The organism is Kitasatospora sp. NPDC059803 (genome assembly GCF_042732255.1).
GTDB lineage: Bacteria > Actinomycetota > Actinomycetes > Streptomycetales > Streptomycetaceae > Kitasatospora.
On record NZ_JBHWIJ010000003.1, the window covers coordinates 57,063 to 73,013 of the forward strand.

Below are 15,951 nucleotides of genomic sequence, written 5' to 3' on the forward strand. Positions count from 1 at the left end.
GTGGGGGTTGGGGGTGGGGGGGTGGGGGGGGGGCCCCCCCCCCCCCTCCCCTCCCCCCCTCGGGGTGCCCCTTACACCCCACCGGCGCCCCGCGGCCCCCCCCCCCCCCCCCGGCACCGGGGACGACGAGCCGCTCGACTCGTACTTCTCCGGGAACACCATCCAGATCTGCCCGGTGGGCGCCCTGACGTCGGCGGCCTACCGTTTCCGCTCCCGCCCGTTCGACCTGGTCTCCTCGCCGAGCGTGTGCGAGCACTGCTCCGCGGGCTGCGCCCAGCGCACCGACCACCGGCGCGGCAAGGTGCTGCGCCGGCTGGCGGGCGAGGACCCGGCGGTCAACGAGGAGTGGAACTGCGACAAGGGCCGGTTCGCGTTCCGCTACGCCCAGCAGCGGGACCGGATCGCGACCCCGCTGGTGCGGGTGGACGGCGAGCTGGTGCCCGTCTCCTGGCCGGAGGCGCTGGCCCGGGCCGCCGAGGGACTGCGCGGCGTCCGCGCCGGGGTGCTGACCGGTGGCCGGGTGACCGTCGAGGACGCCTATGCGTACGGGAAGTTCGCGCGGGTGGTGCTCGGCACCAACGACGTGGACTTCCGGGCCCGCCCGCACAGCGGAGAGGAGGCGGACTTCCTGGCCGCCGCCGTCGCCGGGCGCGGGGTGGACGTGGACGGCGAGGGCCTCACCTACGAGCAGCTGGAGCAGGCTCCGGCGGTGCTGCTGGCGGGCTTCGAGCCGGAGGAGGAGTCGCCGATCGTCTTCCTGCGGCTGCGCAAGGCGAGCCGCGACCGGGGCCTGAAGGTGTACTCGGTGGCGGCGTTCGCCTCCCGGGGCCTGGCCAAGCTGCGTGGCGCGCTGCTGCCGGCGGCCCCGGGCACGGAGGCGGAGTGGTTCGCCGCGCTGGCCGCCGACGAGCCGCTGAACGACGAGGCCGGGCGGGCCGCCGAGCTGCTGCGCGGCCCGGGCGCGGTGATCCTGGTGGGCGAGCGGCTGGCCGCGGCCCCGGGCGCGCTGACGGCGGTGCTGCGGCTGGCGCACGCGACCGGCGCCCGGCTGGCGTGGGTGCCTCGCCGGGCGGGTGAGCGCGGTGCGGTCGAGGCGGGCCTGCTGCCGGGGCTGCTGCCCGGCGGCCGTCCGGTGGCGGCTCCGGCCGCCCGGGCGGAGGCCGCCGGGGTGTGGGGGGTGGCGGAGCTGCCGTCCGGGCCGGGCCGGGACACCGAGCAGATCCTGACGGCCGCGGCGCACGGTGAGCTGGACGCGCTGCTGGTCGGCGGCGTCGACCCGGACGACCTGCCGGATCCGGCGCTGGCCGACGCGGCGCTGGCGGCGGTGCCGTTCGTGGTGTCGCTGGAGCTGCGGCCCTCCGCGGTGACGGCGCGCGCGGACGTGGTGCTGCCGGTGGCGGCGGTGGCGGAGAAGGCCGGTGCCTTCCTGGACTGGGAGGGCCGGCTGCGGATGTTCGAGGCGGCGCTCAAGCCCGATCAGCAGATGGGCCGCCATCTGTACCCGGACCTGCGGGTGCTGACCATGCTGGCGGAGGCGCTGGGCCACCGCTTGGGTCTGCCGGACGTCCGGGCGGCCCGGCTGGAGCTGGACCACTTCACCCCGTGGGCGGGTGACCGGTCCGCGGACCCGGCCGCGCACCCCGGCGTGCTGCCCCGCCCGGCCACCGGCCAGGCGGTGCTGGCGGGTTGGCGCCAGCTGCTGGACAACGGCACGTTGCAGCAGGGCGATCCGCACCTGGCGGGCACCCGGCACCGGGCGGTGGCCCGGGTCTCGCCGGCCACCGCGAAGGAGATCGGCGCGAAGGACACCGGCGCCGAGGCGGGCGGGGCGCTGCGGCTGACCGGCCCGGCCGGCTCGCTGACCCTGCCGCTGGAGGTCACCGACTCGATCCCGGACCGCACGGTCTGGATCCCGCTCAACTCCACGCCGGGCGGTGCCCACCGCGCGCTCGGCACCACCGTCGGCCATCTGGTCACGATCGCCGTGGCCGCCCCCGAGCCGGCCGTCCGGGCCGAGGCCGCGGCGGGCGACGCGGGCACTGAAGGGGAGGAGCGATGACTCCGCAGCCGTACGAGACGCTCCACTTCTTCGGGCAGGACCCGTGGTGGATGGTGCTGCTGAAGGCGGTGTTCTGCTTCGGCTTCCTGGTCCTGACGGTGCTGATCGCGATCGTCTGGGAGCGCAAGGTGGTGGCCTGGATGCAGCTGCGCATCGGGCCGAACCGGCACGGGCCGTGGGGGATGCTGCAGTCCCTGGCGGACGGCGTGAAGCTGGCGCTCAAGGAAGACCTGGTGGTCAAGGGCGCGGACAAGGTGGTCTACATCCTGGCCCCGATCGTCTGCGCCGTCCCGGCGTTCATGGCCTTCGCGGTGATCCCGTTCGGGCCGGCCGGCAACGAGGTGTCGATCTTCGGCACCCGGACGGCGATGCAGCTGACCGACTTCCCGGTGGCGCTGCTGTACATCCTGGCGACGGCCTCGATCGGCATCTACGGCATCGTGCTGGCCGGCTGGTCGTCCGGTTCGACGTACCCGCTGCTGGGCGGGCTGCGCTCGGCCGCGCAGATGGTCAGCTACGAGATCGCGATGGGTCTGTCCTTCGCGGCGGTGTTCATCTACTCGGGGTCGATGTCGACCTCGGAGATCGTGGCGCACCAGCAGCCGACCTGGTTCGCGGCGCTGCTGCCGGTGTCGTTCATCGTGTACATCATCGCGATGGTGGGTGAGACCAACCGGGCGCCGTTCGACCTCCCGGAGGCCGAGGGCGAGCTGGTCGGCGGCTTCAACACCGAGTACTCCTCGCTGAAGTTCGCGATGTTCATGCTGGCCGAGTACGTCAACATGGTGACCGTCTCGGCGGTGGCCTCCACCCTGTTCCTGGGCGGCTGGCGGGCCCCGTGGCCGGTGTCGACCTTCTGGGAGGGCGCCAACCACGGCTGGTGGCCGATGCTGTGGATCACGCTGAAGATCCAGCTGCTGCTGTTCTTCTTCATCTGGCTGCGCGGCACGCTGCCCCGGTTCCGCTACGACCAGTTCATGAAGCTGGGCTGGAAGGTGCTGATCCCGGTCTCGCTGGTGTGGCTGGTGCTGATCGCGAGCGTGCGGGCGCTGCGCAACGAGGGCTACGGCTTCGGCGAGGTGGTGCTGTACGTCGGCGCGCCGGTCGGGGCGATCCTGCTGCTCGCCCTGCTGCGGGACTTCCTGAAGAAGGAACCCGAGCCCGAACCAACCCTGCCGAAGGGGGAGTTCGACCCGATGGCGGGCGGCTACCCGGTGCCCCCGCTGCCCGGGCAGGAGCTCCCGCCGGTGCCGCGCCGGCGCAGCCGGGCCCCGAAGCAACTCCAGGAAGCCCTCAACGGGGCCGACCATACCGAAGGGAGCTGAACCGAGATGTCGTCCGACCAGACGGAACGGGCCGAACGGCCCGACAAGCCGTCGATCCTCGGCCCGGCCGCCGGCTTCGGCGTGACCTTCAAGGCCATGTTCAAGAAGCGGCTCACCGAGCAGTACCCGGAGCAGAAGAAGCCCACCGCTCCGCGCTTCCACGGCCGCCACCAGCTGAACCGGCACCCGGACGGCCTGGAGAAGTGCATCGGCTGCGAGCTGTGCGCGTGGGCCTGTCCGGCCGACGCCATCTACGTGGAGGGCGCGGACAACCGGGAGGAGGAGCGCTACTCGCCGGGCGAGCGCTACGGCGCGGTCTACCAGATCAACTACGCCCGCTGCATCCTGTGCGGGCTGTGCATCGAGGCCTGTCCGACCCGCGCGCTCACCATGACCAACGAGTACGAGCTGGCCGACTCCTCGCGCCGGGACCTGATCTTCACCAAGGAGCAGCTGCTGGTCGGCCTGTCCGAGGGCATGGTGGACTCCCCGCACTCGATCTTCCCGGGCGCCGACGAGGGCGCGTACTACCGGGGCGAGATCACCGCGGCGGCGCCCGGGACGGTCCAGCAGGAGCGCACCGACCGGGAGCGGGAGGTCCAGCAGTGACCTCCCTCAACCTGGCCGCGACCGGGACGACCTCCGTCGGGGAGGCCGTCCAGTTCTGGGTGCTCGCGGTGCTCGCGGTCGGCGGCGCGCTCGGTATGGTGCTGATGCGCAAGGCCGTGCACAGCGCGCTGTGCCTGGCGGCCACGATGATGGCGCTGGCGGTCTGTTACATGGCGCAGGGCGCGGTGTTCCTGGGCGTGGTGCAGATCGTCGTGTACACCGGCGCGATCATGATGCTGTTCCTGTTCGTGGTGATGCTGGTCGGCGTCACCAGCGAGGACTCCCTGAAGGAGCAGCTGAAGGGCCAGCGGGTCGCCGCGGTGCTGTGCGGGCTGGGCTTCGGCGTGCTGCTGATCGCCGGGATCGCCAACGCGCGGCTGGACCACTTCACCGGCCTGTCCGAGGCGAACGCCGAGGGCAATGTACCGGGCCTGGCCCGGCTGATCTTCACCCGGTACGTGTGGGCGTTCGAGGTCACCGGCGCGCTGCTGATCACCGCGGCGATCGGTGCGATGGTGCTGACCCACCGCGAGCACGTGAAGGCGCCGAAGACGCAGCGCGAGCTGGCCGCCCAGCGGGTCGTGGACAACCTCCAGCTGCCGCCGCTGCCGGCGCCGGGCGTGTACGCGCGGCACAACGCGGTGGACGTTCCGGCGCTGCTGCCGGACGGCACGATCGCCGAGGACTCGGTGATGGCGACGCTGCGCGAGCGCGGCCAGGTCCGGGACGTCAGTCAGGAGATGCTGCGGCGGATGGCCGAGCTGGAGAACACCACGGCGGACTGGCTGGGCCGGCCGTCGTCCGAGCGGCCGGCGGTCTCCGGACCGCGCAAGTCGCTGGAGCCGGTGCCGGCGTCGGTGAACGGCAAGGACGGCAACGGCGGTCCGAACGGTCCGAACGGTCTGAACGTCAACGGCGGTCTGAATGCCAACGGCGGTCTGAACGCCAAGGACGGCCTTAACGGCAAGGACGGCCTGAACGGCCGCGCCGACGAGGGGGGAGCGGAGTGAACCCGGTCAACTACCTGTACCTCGCGGCCCTGTTGTTCACCATCGGCGCGGCCGGAGTGCTGATCCGGCGCAACGCGATCGTGCTGTTCATGTGCGTGGAGCTGATGCTGAACGCCTCGAACCTCGCCCTGGTGACCTTCTCCAGGCTGCACGGCACCCTGGACGGTCAGATCATCGCGTTCTTCACGATGGTGGTCGCGGCGGCCGAGGTCGTGGTCGGCCTCGCCATCATCGTCTCCATCTTCCGGACCAGGCACTCCGCTTCGGTCGACGACAGCAATCTGATGAAGCTGTAGGCGGAGGGCCTCGGTGAACTCTCTCATTCCGCTGCTGGTGGCGGCCCCGCTGGCCGGCGCCGCCCTGCTCCTGCTCGGCGGCCGCGCGCTGGACCGCTTCGGCCACTGGCTGGCCACCGCCCTCGCGGCGCTCTCGTTCGGCTTCGGCCTGGCGCTGTTCTGGGACATGCTGGGCCGCGAGGCCGAGCACCGGGCCGTCACCCAACACCTGTTCAGCTGGATCCCGGTGAACGGGTTCCAGGCCGACATGTCGTTCCGGCTCGACCAGTTGTCGATGACCTTCGTCCTGCTGATCACCGGTGTCGGCACGCTGATCCACCTGTACTCGGTGGGCTACATGGCGCACGACGAGCGCCGGCGCCGCTTCTTCGCGTACCTGAACCTGTTCCTGGCCGCCATGCTGCTGCTGGTGGTCGCCGACAACTACCTGCTGCTGTACTTCGGTTGGGAGGGCGTGGGCCTCGCCTCGTACCTGCTGATCGGTTTCTGGCAGCACAAGCCGAGCGCGGCGACGGCGGCGAAGAAGGCGTTCATCGTCAACCGGGTCGGTGACCTGGGCCTGTCGATCGCGATCATGCTGATGTTCACCGAGTTCGGCTCCTTCGCCTTCCAACCGGTCTTCGGTGGGGCGGCGCAGGCGAGCGAGGGCAAGCTGACGGCGATCGGCCTGATGCTGCTGCTGGCGGCCTGCGGCAAGTCGGCGCAGGTGCCGCTGCAGTCCTGGCTGGGCGACGCGATGGAGGGCCCGACCCCGGTGTCGGCGCTGATCCACGCGGCCACCATGGTGACCGCCGGCGTCTACCTGATCACCCGCTCGTCGGCGATCTTCGACCTGGCGCCGGACGCGCAGACCGCCGTGGTGGTGGTCGGCGCGGTCACGCTGCTGTTCGGTGCGATCGTCGGTTGCGCGAAGGACGACATCAAGAAGGCGCTGGCCGGGTCGACGATGTCGCAGATCGGCTACATGGTGCTGGCGGCCGGGCTCGGCCCGATCGGCTACGCCTTCGCGATCATGCACCTGGTGACGCACGGCTTCTTCAAGGCCGGGCTGTTCCTCGGCGCCGGGTCGGTCATGCACGGCATGAACGACGAGGTGAACATGCGTCACTACGGCGGCCTACGCAAGTTCATGCCGGTCACCTTCGTCACCTTCGGCCTCGGCTACCTGGCGATCATCGGCTTCCCCGGTCTGTCCGGCTTCTTCTCCAAGGACAAGATCATCGAGGCGGCCTTCGCCAAGGGCGGCACCGAGGGCTGGATCCTCGGCCTGTGCGCGCTGACCGGCGCCGCCGTCACCGCGTTCTACATGACCCGGGTGATGCTGCTGACCTTCTTCGGAGAGAAGCGCTGGCAGCCGGACGCCGACGGCAACGCCCCGCACCCGCACGAGTCCCCGAAGACCATGACCATCCCGATGGTCCTGCTGGCCTTCGGCTCGGTCTTCGCGGGCGGGCTGTTCGCCTTCAACGACTCGTTCCTGACCTGGCTGGAGCCCGTCACCGGACACTCCGAGGGCAACTCGCCGCTCGCCCCGCTGGTGGTCACCGTGCTCACCACGGCCTGCATGCTGGCCGGCGTCCTCGTCTCGTACCTGATGTACGGGCGCTCCGCCGTCCCCGTGGTGGCGCCGGTCGGCTCCCCGCTCACCCGGGCCGCCCGCCGCGACCTGCTCCAGGACGACTTCAACCACGCCGTCCTGGTCCGCCCGGGCTCGGCGCTCACCGCGACGCTGGTCTACTTCGACAGCCGCGGCCTGGACGGCTTCGTCAACGGCCTGGCCGCCACCATCGGCGGGGTGTCCAGTCGGCTGCGGCGGATCCAGAACGGCTTCGTCCGCTCGTACGCGCTCTCCATGTTCGGCGGCACGCTGGTGCTGGTCGCCACGACTCTCCTGATGAGGTCCGTCTGATGACTCGCGCAGATTCCACGTGGGGGGTGCGGCCATGAGCGCGTTGTTGACCGCCACCTGTGCCGTCCCGGCGGCCGGCGCGGTGCTGACCGCCGCGCTGCCCGCCGGGTCGACCGAGCGCCGCCGCTCGACCACCAAGGCCGTCGCCCTGGGCGTCTCGGCCGTCACCCTGGTGCTGGCCGCCGTGGTGGCGACCCGCTTCGACCCGCACGGCGACCGCTACCAGCTGACCGAGTCGTACAGCTGGATCCGCTCCTTCGGCATCACCTTCTCGCTCGGCGTGGACGGCATCGGCGCTGTCCTCGCCCTGCTCACCGCCGTCCTGGTGCCGGTGGTGATGCTGGCCTCCTGGCACGACGCCGACCCGGGGCCGGCCGGCCCCGACGGCACCTTCGCCCCCGACACTTTTGAGGGCAGGCGCCGCACCCAGGGCTTCTTCGCCCTGATCCTGGCGGTGGAGGCGATGGTGGTCGTCTCCTTCTACGCCACCGACGTCTTCCTCTTCTACGTGTTCTTCGAAGCCATGCTGATCCCGATGTACTTCCTGATCGGCGGCTTCGGCGACCGGGCCGGCGGCCCCGACGCGGCGCGCCAGCGCTCGTACGCGGCCGTGAAGTTCCTGCTCTACAACCTGCTCGGCGGCCTGGTGATGCTGGCCGCCGTGATCGGCCTGTACGTGATCGCGCAGGACCAGGGCTTCGGCACCTTCGACCTCCAGACCCTCACCTCGGCGATCGCCGACGGCAAGCTGCAGCTGTCCGGCACCGCCGAGAAGGCGCTGTTCCTGGGCTTCTTTTTCGCCTTCGCGGTGAAGGCCCCGCTGTGGCCGCTGCACACCTGGCTGCCGAACGCGATGGGCGAGGCCACCGCCGGCACCGCCGTGCTGATCACCGCCGTGGTGGACAAGGTCGGCACCTTCGCGATGCTGCGCTTCTGCCTCGGGCTGTTCCCGCACGCCTCGAAGACCTTCGCCCCGGCGATCCTGGTCCTGTCGGTGATCGGGATCATCTACGGCGCGCTGCTGGCGGTCGGCCAGAAGGACATCAAGCGGCTGGTCGCCTACGCGTCGATCTCGCACTTCGGCTTCATCATCATGGGCATCTTCGCGCTGACCAGCCAGGGCCAGAGCGGCGCCACCCTCTACATGGTCAACCACGGCATCTCCACCGCCGCGTGGATGCTGGTGGCGGGCTTCCTGATCTCCCGTCGCGGTTCGCGGCTGATCGCCGACTACGGCGGGGTGCAGAAGGTCGCGCCGGTGCTCGCCGGGACGTTCCTGGTCGGCGGTCTGGCGACCCTGTCGCTGCCCGGGCTGGCCCCGTTCGTCAGTGAGTTCCTGGTGCTGGTGGGCACGTTCACCCGCTATCCGGCGATCGGCATCGTGGCGACCTTCGGCATCGTGCTGGCCGCGCTGTACGCCCTGCTGCTGTACCAGCGCACCATGACCGGCCCGGTGAAGGCCGGCGTCGGCGGGATGCCCGACCTCAAGGTCCGCGAACTGGCCGTGGTCGCCCCGCTGGTGGCGCTGACCATCCTGCTCGGCGTCTACCCCAAGCCGCTCACCGACCTGGTCAACCCCTCGGTGAACGCGACGCTCTCGCAGGTCCACGAGACCGACCCGGCGCCGGCCCACCCGGTCGCCGCCACCTCAGGAGGTGAGCAGAAGTGAGCACCACCGGCATGCTCGCCGCCGCCGGCGGCAACACCGCCAGCATCCCGGCGCCGCACCTGGAGTACGGCCAGCTCTCCCCGATGCTGGTGGTGTTCGGCGCCGCCGTGGCCGGCATCCTGGTGGAGGCCTTCGTGCCCCGCCGGTACCGGCACTGGACGCAGGTGTCGCTCGCCCTGGCCGGGCTGATCGGCTCCTTCGTCGCCGTGGTGGTGCTGGCCTCCCAGGGCTTCGGCTCCACCCGGGTCGACCTGCTGGCCATGGAGTCGGTCGCGCTGGACGGCCCGGCGCTGTTCCTGCAAGGCGTGATCCTGCTGGTCGCCGTCGTCGCGGTGCTCACCTACGCCGAACGGAAGCTGGAGCCCACGGTGGGCGGCCTGCCCGCCGACGCCTTCGCGGCCCAGGCCGCCGCCACCCCCGGCGGCGAGCAGGAGCGGGCCGCGGTCCGGGCGGGCTTCGCCACCAGCGAGGTCTTCCCGCTCACCATGTTCGCGGTCGGCGGGATGCTGCTGTTCCCCGCGGCCAACGACCTGCTGACGATGTTCGTGGCGCTGGAGGTCTTCTCCCTCCCGCTGTACCTGCTCTGCGCGCTGGCCCGGCGCCGCCGGCTGCTCTCCCAGGAGGCGGCCGTCAAGTACTTCCTGCTGGGCGCCTTCGCCTCGGCGTTCTTCCTGTTCGGCACCGCGCTGCTGTACGGCTACGCGGGCAGCGTGAAGCTCGGCGACATCTCGGACGTGATCTCCGGCAAGGCGATGACCACCCCGGCGCAGCTGAGCAGCACCCAGAGTGACGCGCTGCTGCTGATCGGCCTGGCGATGCTCGCGGTCGGCCTGCTGTTCAAGGTCGGCGCGGTGCCGTTCCACTCCTGGACCCCGGACGTGTACCAGGGCGCGCCGACCCCGGTGACCGGTTTCATGGCGGCGGCGACGAAGGTCGCGGCCTTCGGGGCGTTCCTGCGGCTGTTCTACGTGGCCTTCCCGGGCCTGCGGCTGGACTGGCGGCCGGTGCTGTGGGGGGTGGCGATCCTCACCATGGTGGTGGGCGCGGTGCTGGCGGTCACCCAGCAGGACGTCAAGCGGCTGTTGGCGTACTCCTCGATCGCGCACGCCGGGTTCATCCTCACGGGCGTGATCGCCACCAACAAGCAGGGCCTGTCCTCGGTGCTGTTCTACCTGCTGTCGTACTCCTTCGTGACGCTCGGCGCGTTCGCCGTGGTCACCCTGGTGCGCGACTCCAAGGGCGAGGCGACCCACCTGTCCAGCTGGGCCGGGCTGGGCCGGCGCTCGCCGCTGGTGGCGGCGGTGTTCGCGCTGTTCCTGCTGGCCTTCGCCGGGATCCCGCTGACCTCCGGGTTCACCGGGAAGTTCGCGGTGTTCCAGGCGGCGGCGGCCGGCGGGGCGACGCCGCTGGTGATCGTGGGTGTGCTGAGCTCGGCGGTGGCCGCGTTCTTCTACATCCGGGTCATCGTGCTGATGTTCTTCTCCGACCCGAAGCCGGGCGGCCCGACGGTGGCGATCCCGAGCGCCTTCACGGCGACCGCGATCGGGGTGGGGGTGCTGGTCACGCTGGGTCTCGGCCTGCTGCCGCAGTACTTCCTGGACCTGGCGTCGAAGGCCGCGCTGTTCGTCCGCTGACCGCTGCCGGGGCGGCGCCGCCGCCCCGGGCCCGTCCGGGCCGCGCCCTCGGCGCGCGGTCCGGACGCGCGTTTGCCGCCGGCCTGCCGGCGCAGGGGCTCCGGCCCGTGTTTTCCAGCTGAATTCGCCCCCACCGCAGTACTGCCCCCACAGCCGCCCTGACCAGGGCATCCGGCCCGATCATGACAGGATCCGCACGCCCGTGCAGTGATCCACTCGTGACCGGATACCCTGCCTGTATGGCCAGCGGCGGCACTCAGGGACCAGGCCGCTAGATCGACCAGGGACAGAGGAGTGGTCTTCGTGACCGTCGTGGGACCCTTCGGGCTCAGCGTGCAGGACCGCGACCTGACCCGGGACGTTCAGGCCGGACTGGACGCGGTGGAGACGGCTCTCGCCGAGGCCGTCAAGAGCGACGTCCCGTTCATCACCATCACCGCCAGTCACCTCATCGAGGCCGGCGGCAAGCGCTTCCGCCCGCTGCTGCTGCTGCTGGCGGCGCAGTTCGGCGACCCGGGGGCGCCCGGGGTGGTGCCGGCCGCCGTCGTCGTCGAGCTCACCCACCTGGCGACCCTGTACCACGACGACGTCATGGACGAGGCCCCGGTGCGCCGCGGCGCCCCCAGCGCCAACTCCCGCTGGGACAACTCGGTGGCCATCCTCACCGGCGACTTCCTGTTCTCCCGCGCCTCCCAGGTGCTCGCCGACCTCGGCCCCGAGGCGGTGCGGATGCAGGCCGACGCCTTCGAGCGGCTGGTCACCGGCCAGATCCTGGAGACCCGCGGCCCCGGCCCGGACGGCGACCCGCTGCTGCACTACCTCGACGTGCTGGCCGGCAAGACCGGTTCGCTGATCGCGGTCTCCTGCCGGATAGGAGCACTGATGGCCGGCGCCGAGTCGTGGATGGTGGACACCCTCAGCGAGTTCGGCGAGCGGATCGGCATCGCCTTCCAGCTGGCCGACGACGTGCTGGACATCGCCAGCGACGGCCAGGAGTCCGGCAAGACCCCCGGCACCGACCTGCGCGAGGGCGTGCCGACCCTGCCGACCCTGCTGCTGGAGCAGATGCCGGCCGACCCCGCCGACCCGGCCGACACCCGGCTGCGCGAACTGCTCACCCTGGACCTCGCCGACGACGAACTGCACGCCGAGGCGCTGCGGCTGCTGCGCCGCCACCCCGCGCTGGAGCGCGCCCGCCGGGAGACGCTGCGCCAGGCCGAGGACGCCCGGGCGCTGCTCGCCCCGCTGCCGGACTGCGCGGCGAAGGCGGCCCTGGAGGGGCTCTGCGACGCGGTGGCGATCCGGACCATGTGACCGGGGCGCGGCGGGCGGTGGCCCCCGGACGGCGGATCCGCGGACGGCGGGTCGGGTGTTTGCCCGGATGGGGGAGACTGGCCTCTGTCAGCTCAGCCCTGCCGGGAAGGTCACCATGCGCCGTGTCGTCATAGCCGAGGACTCCGTACTGCTGCGGGAGGGCCTGACCCGGCTGCTCACCGACCGGGGCCTGGAGGTCGTGGCGGGTGTCGGGGACGGCGCCGCGCTGGTGAAGACCATCCACGACCTGGCCGCGGCCGGGCAGCTGCCGGACGTCGTGGTCTCCGACGTGCGGATGCCGCCGAGCCACACCGACGAGGGCCTGCGCGCCTGCGTCGAGCTGCGCGGCCGCTACCCGGAGCTGAACGTGCTGGTGCTGTCGCAGTTCGTGGAGGAGCGGTACGCCTCCGAGCTGCTGGCGGGTTCGACCCGGGGCGTCGGCTACCTGCTGAAGGACCGGGTCGCGGAGGTGCGCGAGTTCGCGGACGCGGTGGTCCGGGTCGCCGACGGCGGCACCGCGCTGGACCCGGAGGTGGTGCAGCAACTCCTCAGCCGCAGCCGCAAGGGCGATGTGCTGGCCAACCTCACCCCGCGCGAGCGGGAGGTGCTCGGGCTGATGGCGGAGGGCCGCACCAACAGCGCGGTGGCCAAGCAGCTGGTGGTCTCGGACGGCGCGGTGGAGAAGCACGTCAGCAACATCTTCCTGAAGCTGGGCCTGGCGCAGAGCCCGGAGGACCACCGCCGGGTGCTGGCGGTGCTCACCTACCTCAACTCGTAGCCGGCCGGGCGGCTCGGAGGCAGGGGCCGGGGGAGCGGTCGTCGGACGCGGAATGATCTCCGGCGGTCGGACGTTGTACCCCGTGTGCGGTTCGGGCGCGGGCCGGTGTTTTCCCGCCGCACGTGGGAGTTCCGTCCGGGATCAAGTGCCCGCGCATAGGATGCGGGAGGTGCACCAAGCGGACGGGGCACGGGGCCGCGCCCGCGGTGGTGTGCCCTCGAGGAGGTCCGCGGCAGTGACCAGTCAGGTCGATCAGTCAGAGGCAGTGGACGGCTCGGACGGCGACGGTGGTCGTTCCGGGAGTGGTGACGGACGCCCCGGTGCGGCCGTGCCCGCCGATCCAACGGCCCCGGGAGGTTCGCCGCCGAGGCATGGCAAGCCGATTCGCCGACTCGACCGGGTGATCATCCGTTTCGCCGGCGACTCGGGTGACGGCATGCAGCTCACCGGTGACCGGTTCACCTCGGAGACGGCGTCGTTCGGCAACGACCTCTCCACGCTGCCGAACTTCCCGGCCGAGATCCGGGCGCCCGCCGGGACGCTGCCGGGCGTGTCGAGCTTCCAACTGCACTTCGCGGACCACGACATCCTCACCCCGGGGGACGCGCCGAACGTGCTGGTGGCGATGAACCCGGCGGCGCTGAAGGCGAACCTGGAGGACCTGCCGCGCGGCGCGCAGATCATCGTCAACACGGACGAGTTCACCAAGCGCGCGCTGGCGAAGGTCGGTTACGCGGCGGATCCGCTGGCCGACGGCTCGCTGGAGGGCTACCACCTGCACAAGGTGCCGCTGACGACGCTGACCCTGGAGGCGTTGAAGGACAGCGGGCTGGCGCGCAAGGACGCCGAGCGGGCCAAGAACATGTTCGCGCTGGGGCTGCTGTCCTGGATGTACCACCGCCCCACCCACGGGACGGAGACCTTCCTGCGCAGCAAGTTCGCGAAGAAGCCGCAGATCGCCGAGGCGAACATCAGCGCGTTCAAGGCGGGTTGGAACTTCGGCGAGACCACGGAGACCTTCGCGGTCTCCTACGAGGTGCCGCCGGCCAGGCTCCCGGCCGGGCGCTACCGCAACATCTCGGGGAACCTGGCGCTCTCCTACGGCCTGATCGCCGCCGCGCAGCGCTCCGGGCTGCCGCTGTACCTGGGCTCGTACCCGATCACGCCGGCCTCGGACATCCTGCACGAGCTGAGCCGGCACAAGAACTTCGGGGTCCGCACCTTCCAGGCCGAGGACGAGATCGCCGGGATCGGCGCCGCGCTCGGCGCGTCCTTCGGCGGCGCGCTCGGCGTGACGACGACCTCGGGCCCCGGGGTGGCGCTGAAGAGCGAGACGATCGGCCTGGCGGTGTCGCTGGAACTGCCGCTGCTGGTCGTGGACATTCAGCGCGGCGGCCCCTCCACCGGCCTGCCGACCAAGACGGAGCAGGCGGACCTGCTGCAGGCGATGTTCGGGCGCAACGGCGAGGCGCCGGTGCCGATCGTCGCCCCGGCGACGCCGGCCGAGTGCTTCGACGCGGCGCTGGAGGCGGCGCGGATCGCGGTGACGTACCGGACGCCGGTGTTCCTGCTCTCGGACGGCTACCTGGCGAACGGCTCGGAGCCGTGGCGGATCCCGGAGGTGGACGAACTCCCGCTGATCAGCCCGGACTTCGCGACCGGTCCGAACCGCGAGGACGGCTCGTTCTGGCCCTACCTGCGGGATCCGAAGACCCTGGCCAGGCCGTGGGCGCTGCCCGGCACGCCGGGGCTGGAGCACCGGATCGGCGGGATCGAGAAGCAGGACGGGACGGGGAACATCTCCTACGACCCGGCGAACCACGACTTCATGGTCCGCACCCGGCAGGCGAAGATCGATGGGATCGCCGTCCCCGACGTGGAGGTCGACGACCCGAGCGGCGAGGCGCGGGTGCTGGTGCTCGGCTGGGGTTCGACGTACGGGCCGATCACCGCAGCCGTGCGGCGGGTGCGGGCGGACGGCGGGGAGGTCGCCCAGGCGCACCTGCGCCACCTGAACCCCTTCCCGGCCAACCTGGGTGCGGTGCTCAGGAGTTACGAGAAGGTCGTCGTGCCGGAGATGAACCTCGGCCAGCTCGCGCTGCTGTTGCGGGCGAAGTACCTGGTGGACGCGGAGTCCTACAACCAGGTGCGTGGACTGCCGTTCAAGGCGGCACAGTTGGCGGACGTGCTGTCGGCGGCGATCGGCACCCTGGACGAGGAGGACCACCGATGAGCGAGAACGGCTTCCCCTCCCTGCGCCTGGTGCCCAAGGCCGAAGAACCGCAGAGCGCACGGGACTTCAAGACCGACCAGGAGGTGCGCTGGTGCCCCGGCTGCGGGGACTACGCCGTCCTGGCGGCGGTGCAGGGCTTCATGCCGGAGCTCGGCATCAAGCGCGAGAACACCGTGTTCGTCTCCGGGATCGGCTGTTCCTCGCGCTTCCCGTACTACATGAACACCTACGGGGTGCACTCGATCCACGGGCGCGCGCCGGCGATCGCGACCGGGCTGGCGTCCGCGCGGCAGGACCTGAGCGTGTGGGTGGTGACCGGGGACGGCGACGCGCTGTCCATCGGCGGCAACCACCTGATCCACGCGCTGCGGCGCAACGTCAATCTGAAGATCCTGCTGTTCAACAACCGGATCTACGGCCTGACCAAGGGCCAGTACTCGCCGACCAGCGAGCTGGGCAAGATCACCAAGTCGACGCCGATGGGCTCGCTGGACGCGCCGTTCAACCCGCTCTCGCTGGCGATCGGCGCCGAGGCGTCCTTCGTCGCCCGGACGATCGACTCGGACCGCCAGCACCTGCAGTCGGTGCTGCGGGCGGCGGCCGCGCACGAGGGCACCGCGCTGGTGGAGATCTACCAGAACTGCAACATCTTCAACGACGGCGCGTTCGAGGCCTTGAAGCAGCCCGGCACCCGGGACGAGGCGCTGATCCGGCTGGAGCATGGCCAGCCGATCCGCTTCGGCGCGGACCTGGCCGGCGGCGTGTTCCGCGGCCCGGACGGCGAGCTGTTCACCGCCCCGGTGACGGCGGACAACGAGGCGCGGGTGCTGGTCCACGACGCGCACGCGGCCAACCCGACGGCGGCCTTCGCGCTGTCCCGGATCGCCGACGCCGACACCCTGCACCACACCCCGATCGGTGTCCTGCGCGATGTGCGGCGGCCTGTCTACGACGAGCTGATGGCGGGGCAGTTGGCGGCCGCGCAGGCCGATCGCGGGCCGGGCGACCTGGCCGCGCTGCTGGCGGGCGGCGACACCTGGACGGTGGACTGACCGGTCCGGCCTGGTCCGGCCTGGTCCGGTCACCGCGGCGCCCCCTCGGCCATCGGCCGAGGG

The 15,951-nt window shown here is 71.6% G+C and carries 11 protein-coding genes and 1 pseudogene; all 12 read left to right on the forward strand.

Features of this window, described 5'->3' with window-relative positions:
- Window positions 1–124: 124 nt before the first annotated feature.
- Window positions 125–2,059, forward strand: a pseudogene (locus tag ACFV6I_RS01195) (NADH-quinone oxidoreductase subunit G); the annotation flags it as partial.
- Window positions 2,056–3,384 (forward strand): NADH-quinone oxidoreductase subunit NuoH, encoded by a 1,329-nt coding sequence (nuoH, locus tag ACFV6I_RS01200; protein ID WP_380423201.1) that lies wholly within the window; start codon window positions 2,056–2,058, stop codon window positions 3,382–3,384. The pseudogene ACFV6I_RS01195 and the gene nuoH, both read left to right, overlap by 4 nt.
- 6 nt (window positions 3,385–3,390) lie before the next feature.
- A complete protein-coding gene (gene nuoI, locus ACFV6I_RS01205; protein ID WP_363371702.1) occupies window positions 3,391–3,993 on the forward strand; it encodes an NADH-quinone oxidoreductase subunit NuoI in 603 nt (200 codons plus the stop codon).
- A complete protein-coding gene (locus tag ACFV6I_RS01210) occupies window positions 3,990–5,003 on the forward strand; it encodes an NADH-quinone oxidoreductase subunit J (protein ID WP_380423202.1) in 1,014 nt (337 codons plus the stop codon). The genes nuoI and ACFV6I_RS01210 overlap by 4 nt, the downstream gene beginning before the upstream one ends.
- Entirely contained in the window at window positions 5,000–5,299 is a 300-nt protein-coding gene (gene nuoK / locus ACFV6I_RS01215; RefSeq protein WP_030060110.1) for an NADH-quinone oxidoreductase subunit NuoK, read from the forward strand. Before ACFV6I_RS01210 ends, nuoK begins: the two co-directional genes overlap by 4 nt.
- Before the next feature lie 13 nt (window positions 5,300–5,312).
- Window positions 5,313–7,208, forward strand: a complete 1,896-nt coding sequence (nuoL, locus tag ACFV6I_RS01220; protein ID WP_380423203.1) for an NADH-quinone oxidoreductase subunit L — start codon at window positions 5,313–5,315, stop codon at window positions 7,206–7,208.
- A 34-nt stretch (window positions 7,209–7,242) separates the two neighbouring features.
- A complete protein-coding gene (locus ACFV6I_RS01225) occupies window positions 7,243–8,877 on the forward strand; it encodes an NADH-quinone oxidoreductase subunit M (RefSeq protein WP_380423204.1) in 1,635 nt (544 codons plus the stop codon).
- Window positions 8,878–8,888: 11 nt separating this feature from the next.
- Entirely contained in the window at window positions 8,889–10,511 is a 1,623-nt protein-coding gene (nuoN, locus tag ACFV6I_RS01230) for an NADH-quinone oxidoreductase subunit NuoN (RefSeq protein ID WP_380423208.1), read from the forward strand.
- A gap of 303 nt (window positions 10,512–10,814) precedes the next feature.
- Complete coding sequence (locus tag ACFV6I_RS01235) at window positions 10,815–11,825, forward strand: polyprenyl synthetase family protein (RefSeq protein ID WP_063351191.1); 1,011 nt, start codon at window positions 10,815–10,817, stop codon at window positions 11,823–11,825.
- Between the two features lie 115 nt (window positions 11,826–11,940).
- Window positions 11,941–12,603 carry a response regulator transcription factor gene (locus tag ACFV6I_RS01240; protein ID WP_063348138.1) on the forward strand — a complete coding sequence of 221 codons (663 nt, stop codon included), beginning with the start codon at window positions 11,941–11,943 and terminating at the stop codon, window positions 12,601–12,603.
- 235 nt (window positions 12,604–12,838) lie between these two features.
- Complete coding sequence (locus ACFV6I_RS01245; protein WP_380423205.1) at window positions 12,839–14,836, forward strand: 2-oxoacid:acceptor oxidoreductase subunit alpha; 1,998 nt, start codon at window positions 12,839–12,841, stop codon at window positions 14,834–14,836.
- On the forward strand, window positions 14,833–15,888 hold the full coding sequence (locus ACFV6I_RS01250) for a 2-oxoacid:ferredoxin oxidoreductase subunit beta (RefSeq protein WP_063348136.1): 1,056 nt from the start codon (window positions 14,833–14,835) through the stop codon (window positions 15,886–15,888). Before ACFV6I_RS01245 ends, ACFV6I_RS01250 begins: the two co-directional genes overlap by 4 nt.
- Window positions 15,889–15,951 lie beyond the last annotated feature (63 nt).

What these genes read in the sequence shown, in the direction of transcription:
- nuoN (WP_380423208.1), top strand. Translation starts at nt 8,889, where the DNA reads ATGCTCGCCGCCGCCGGCGGCAACACCGCCAGCATCCCGGCGCCGCAC.
- ACFV6I_RS01225 (WP_380423204.1), top strand. Translation starts at nt 7,243, where the DNA reads ATGAGCGCGTTGTTGACCGCCACCTGTGCCGTCCCGGCGGCCGGCGCG.
- nuoI (WP_363371702.1), top strand. Translation starts at nt 3,391, where the DNA reads ATGTCGTCCGACCAGACGGAACGGGCCGAACGGCCCGACAAGCCGTCG.
- nuoH (WP_380423201.1), top strand. Translation starts at nt 2,056, where the DNA reads ATGACTCCGCAGCCGTACGAGACGCTCCACTTCTTCGGGCAGGACCCG.
- ACFV6I_RS01240 (WP_063348138.1), top strand. Translation starts at nt 11,941, where the DNA reads ATGCGCCGTGTCGTCATAGCCGAGGACTCCGTACTGCTGCGGGAGGGC.
- ACFV6I_RS01250 (WP_063348136.1), top strand. Translation starts at nt 14,833, where the DNA reads ATGAGCGAGAACGGCTTCCCCTCCCTGCGCCTGGTGCCCAAGGCCGAA.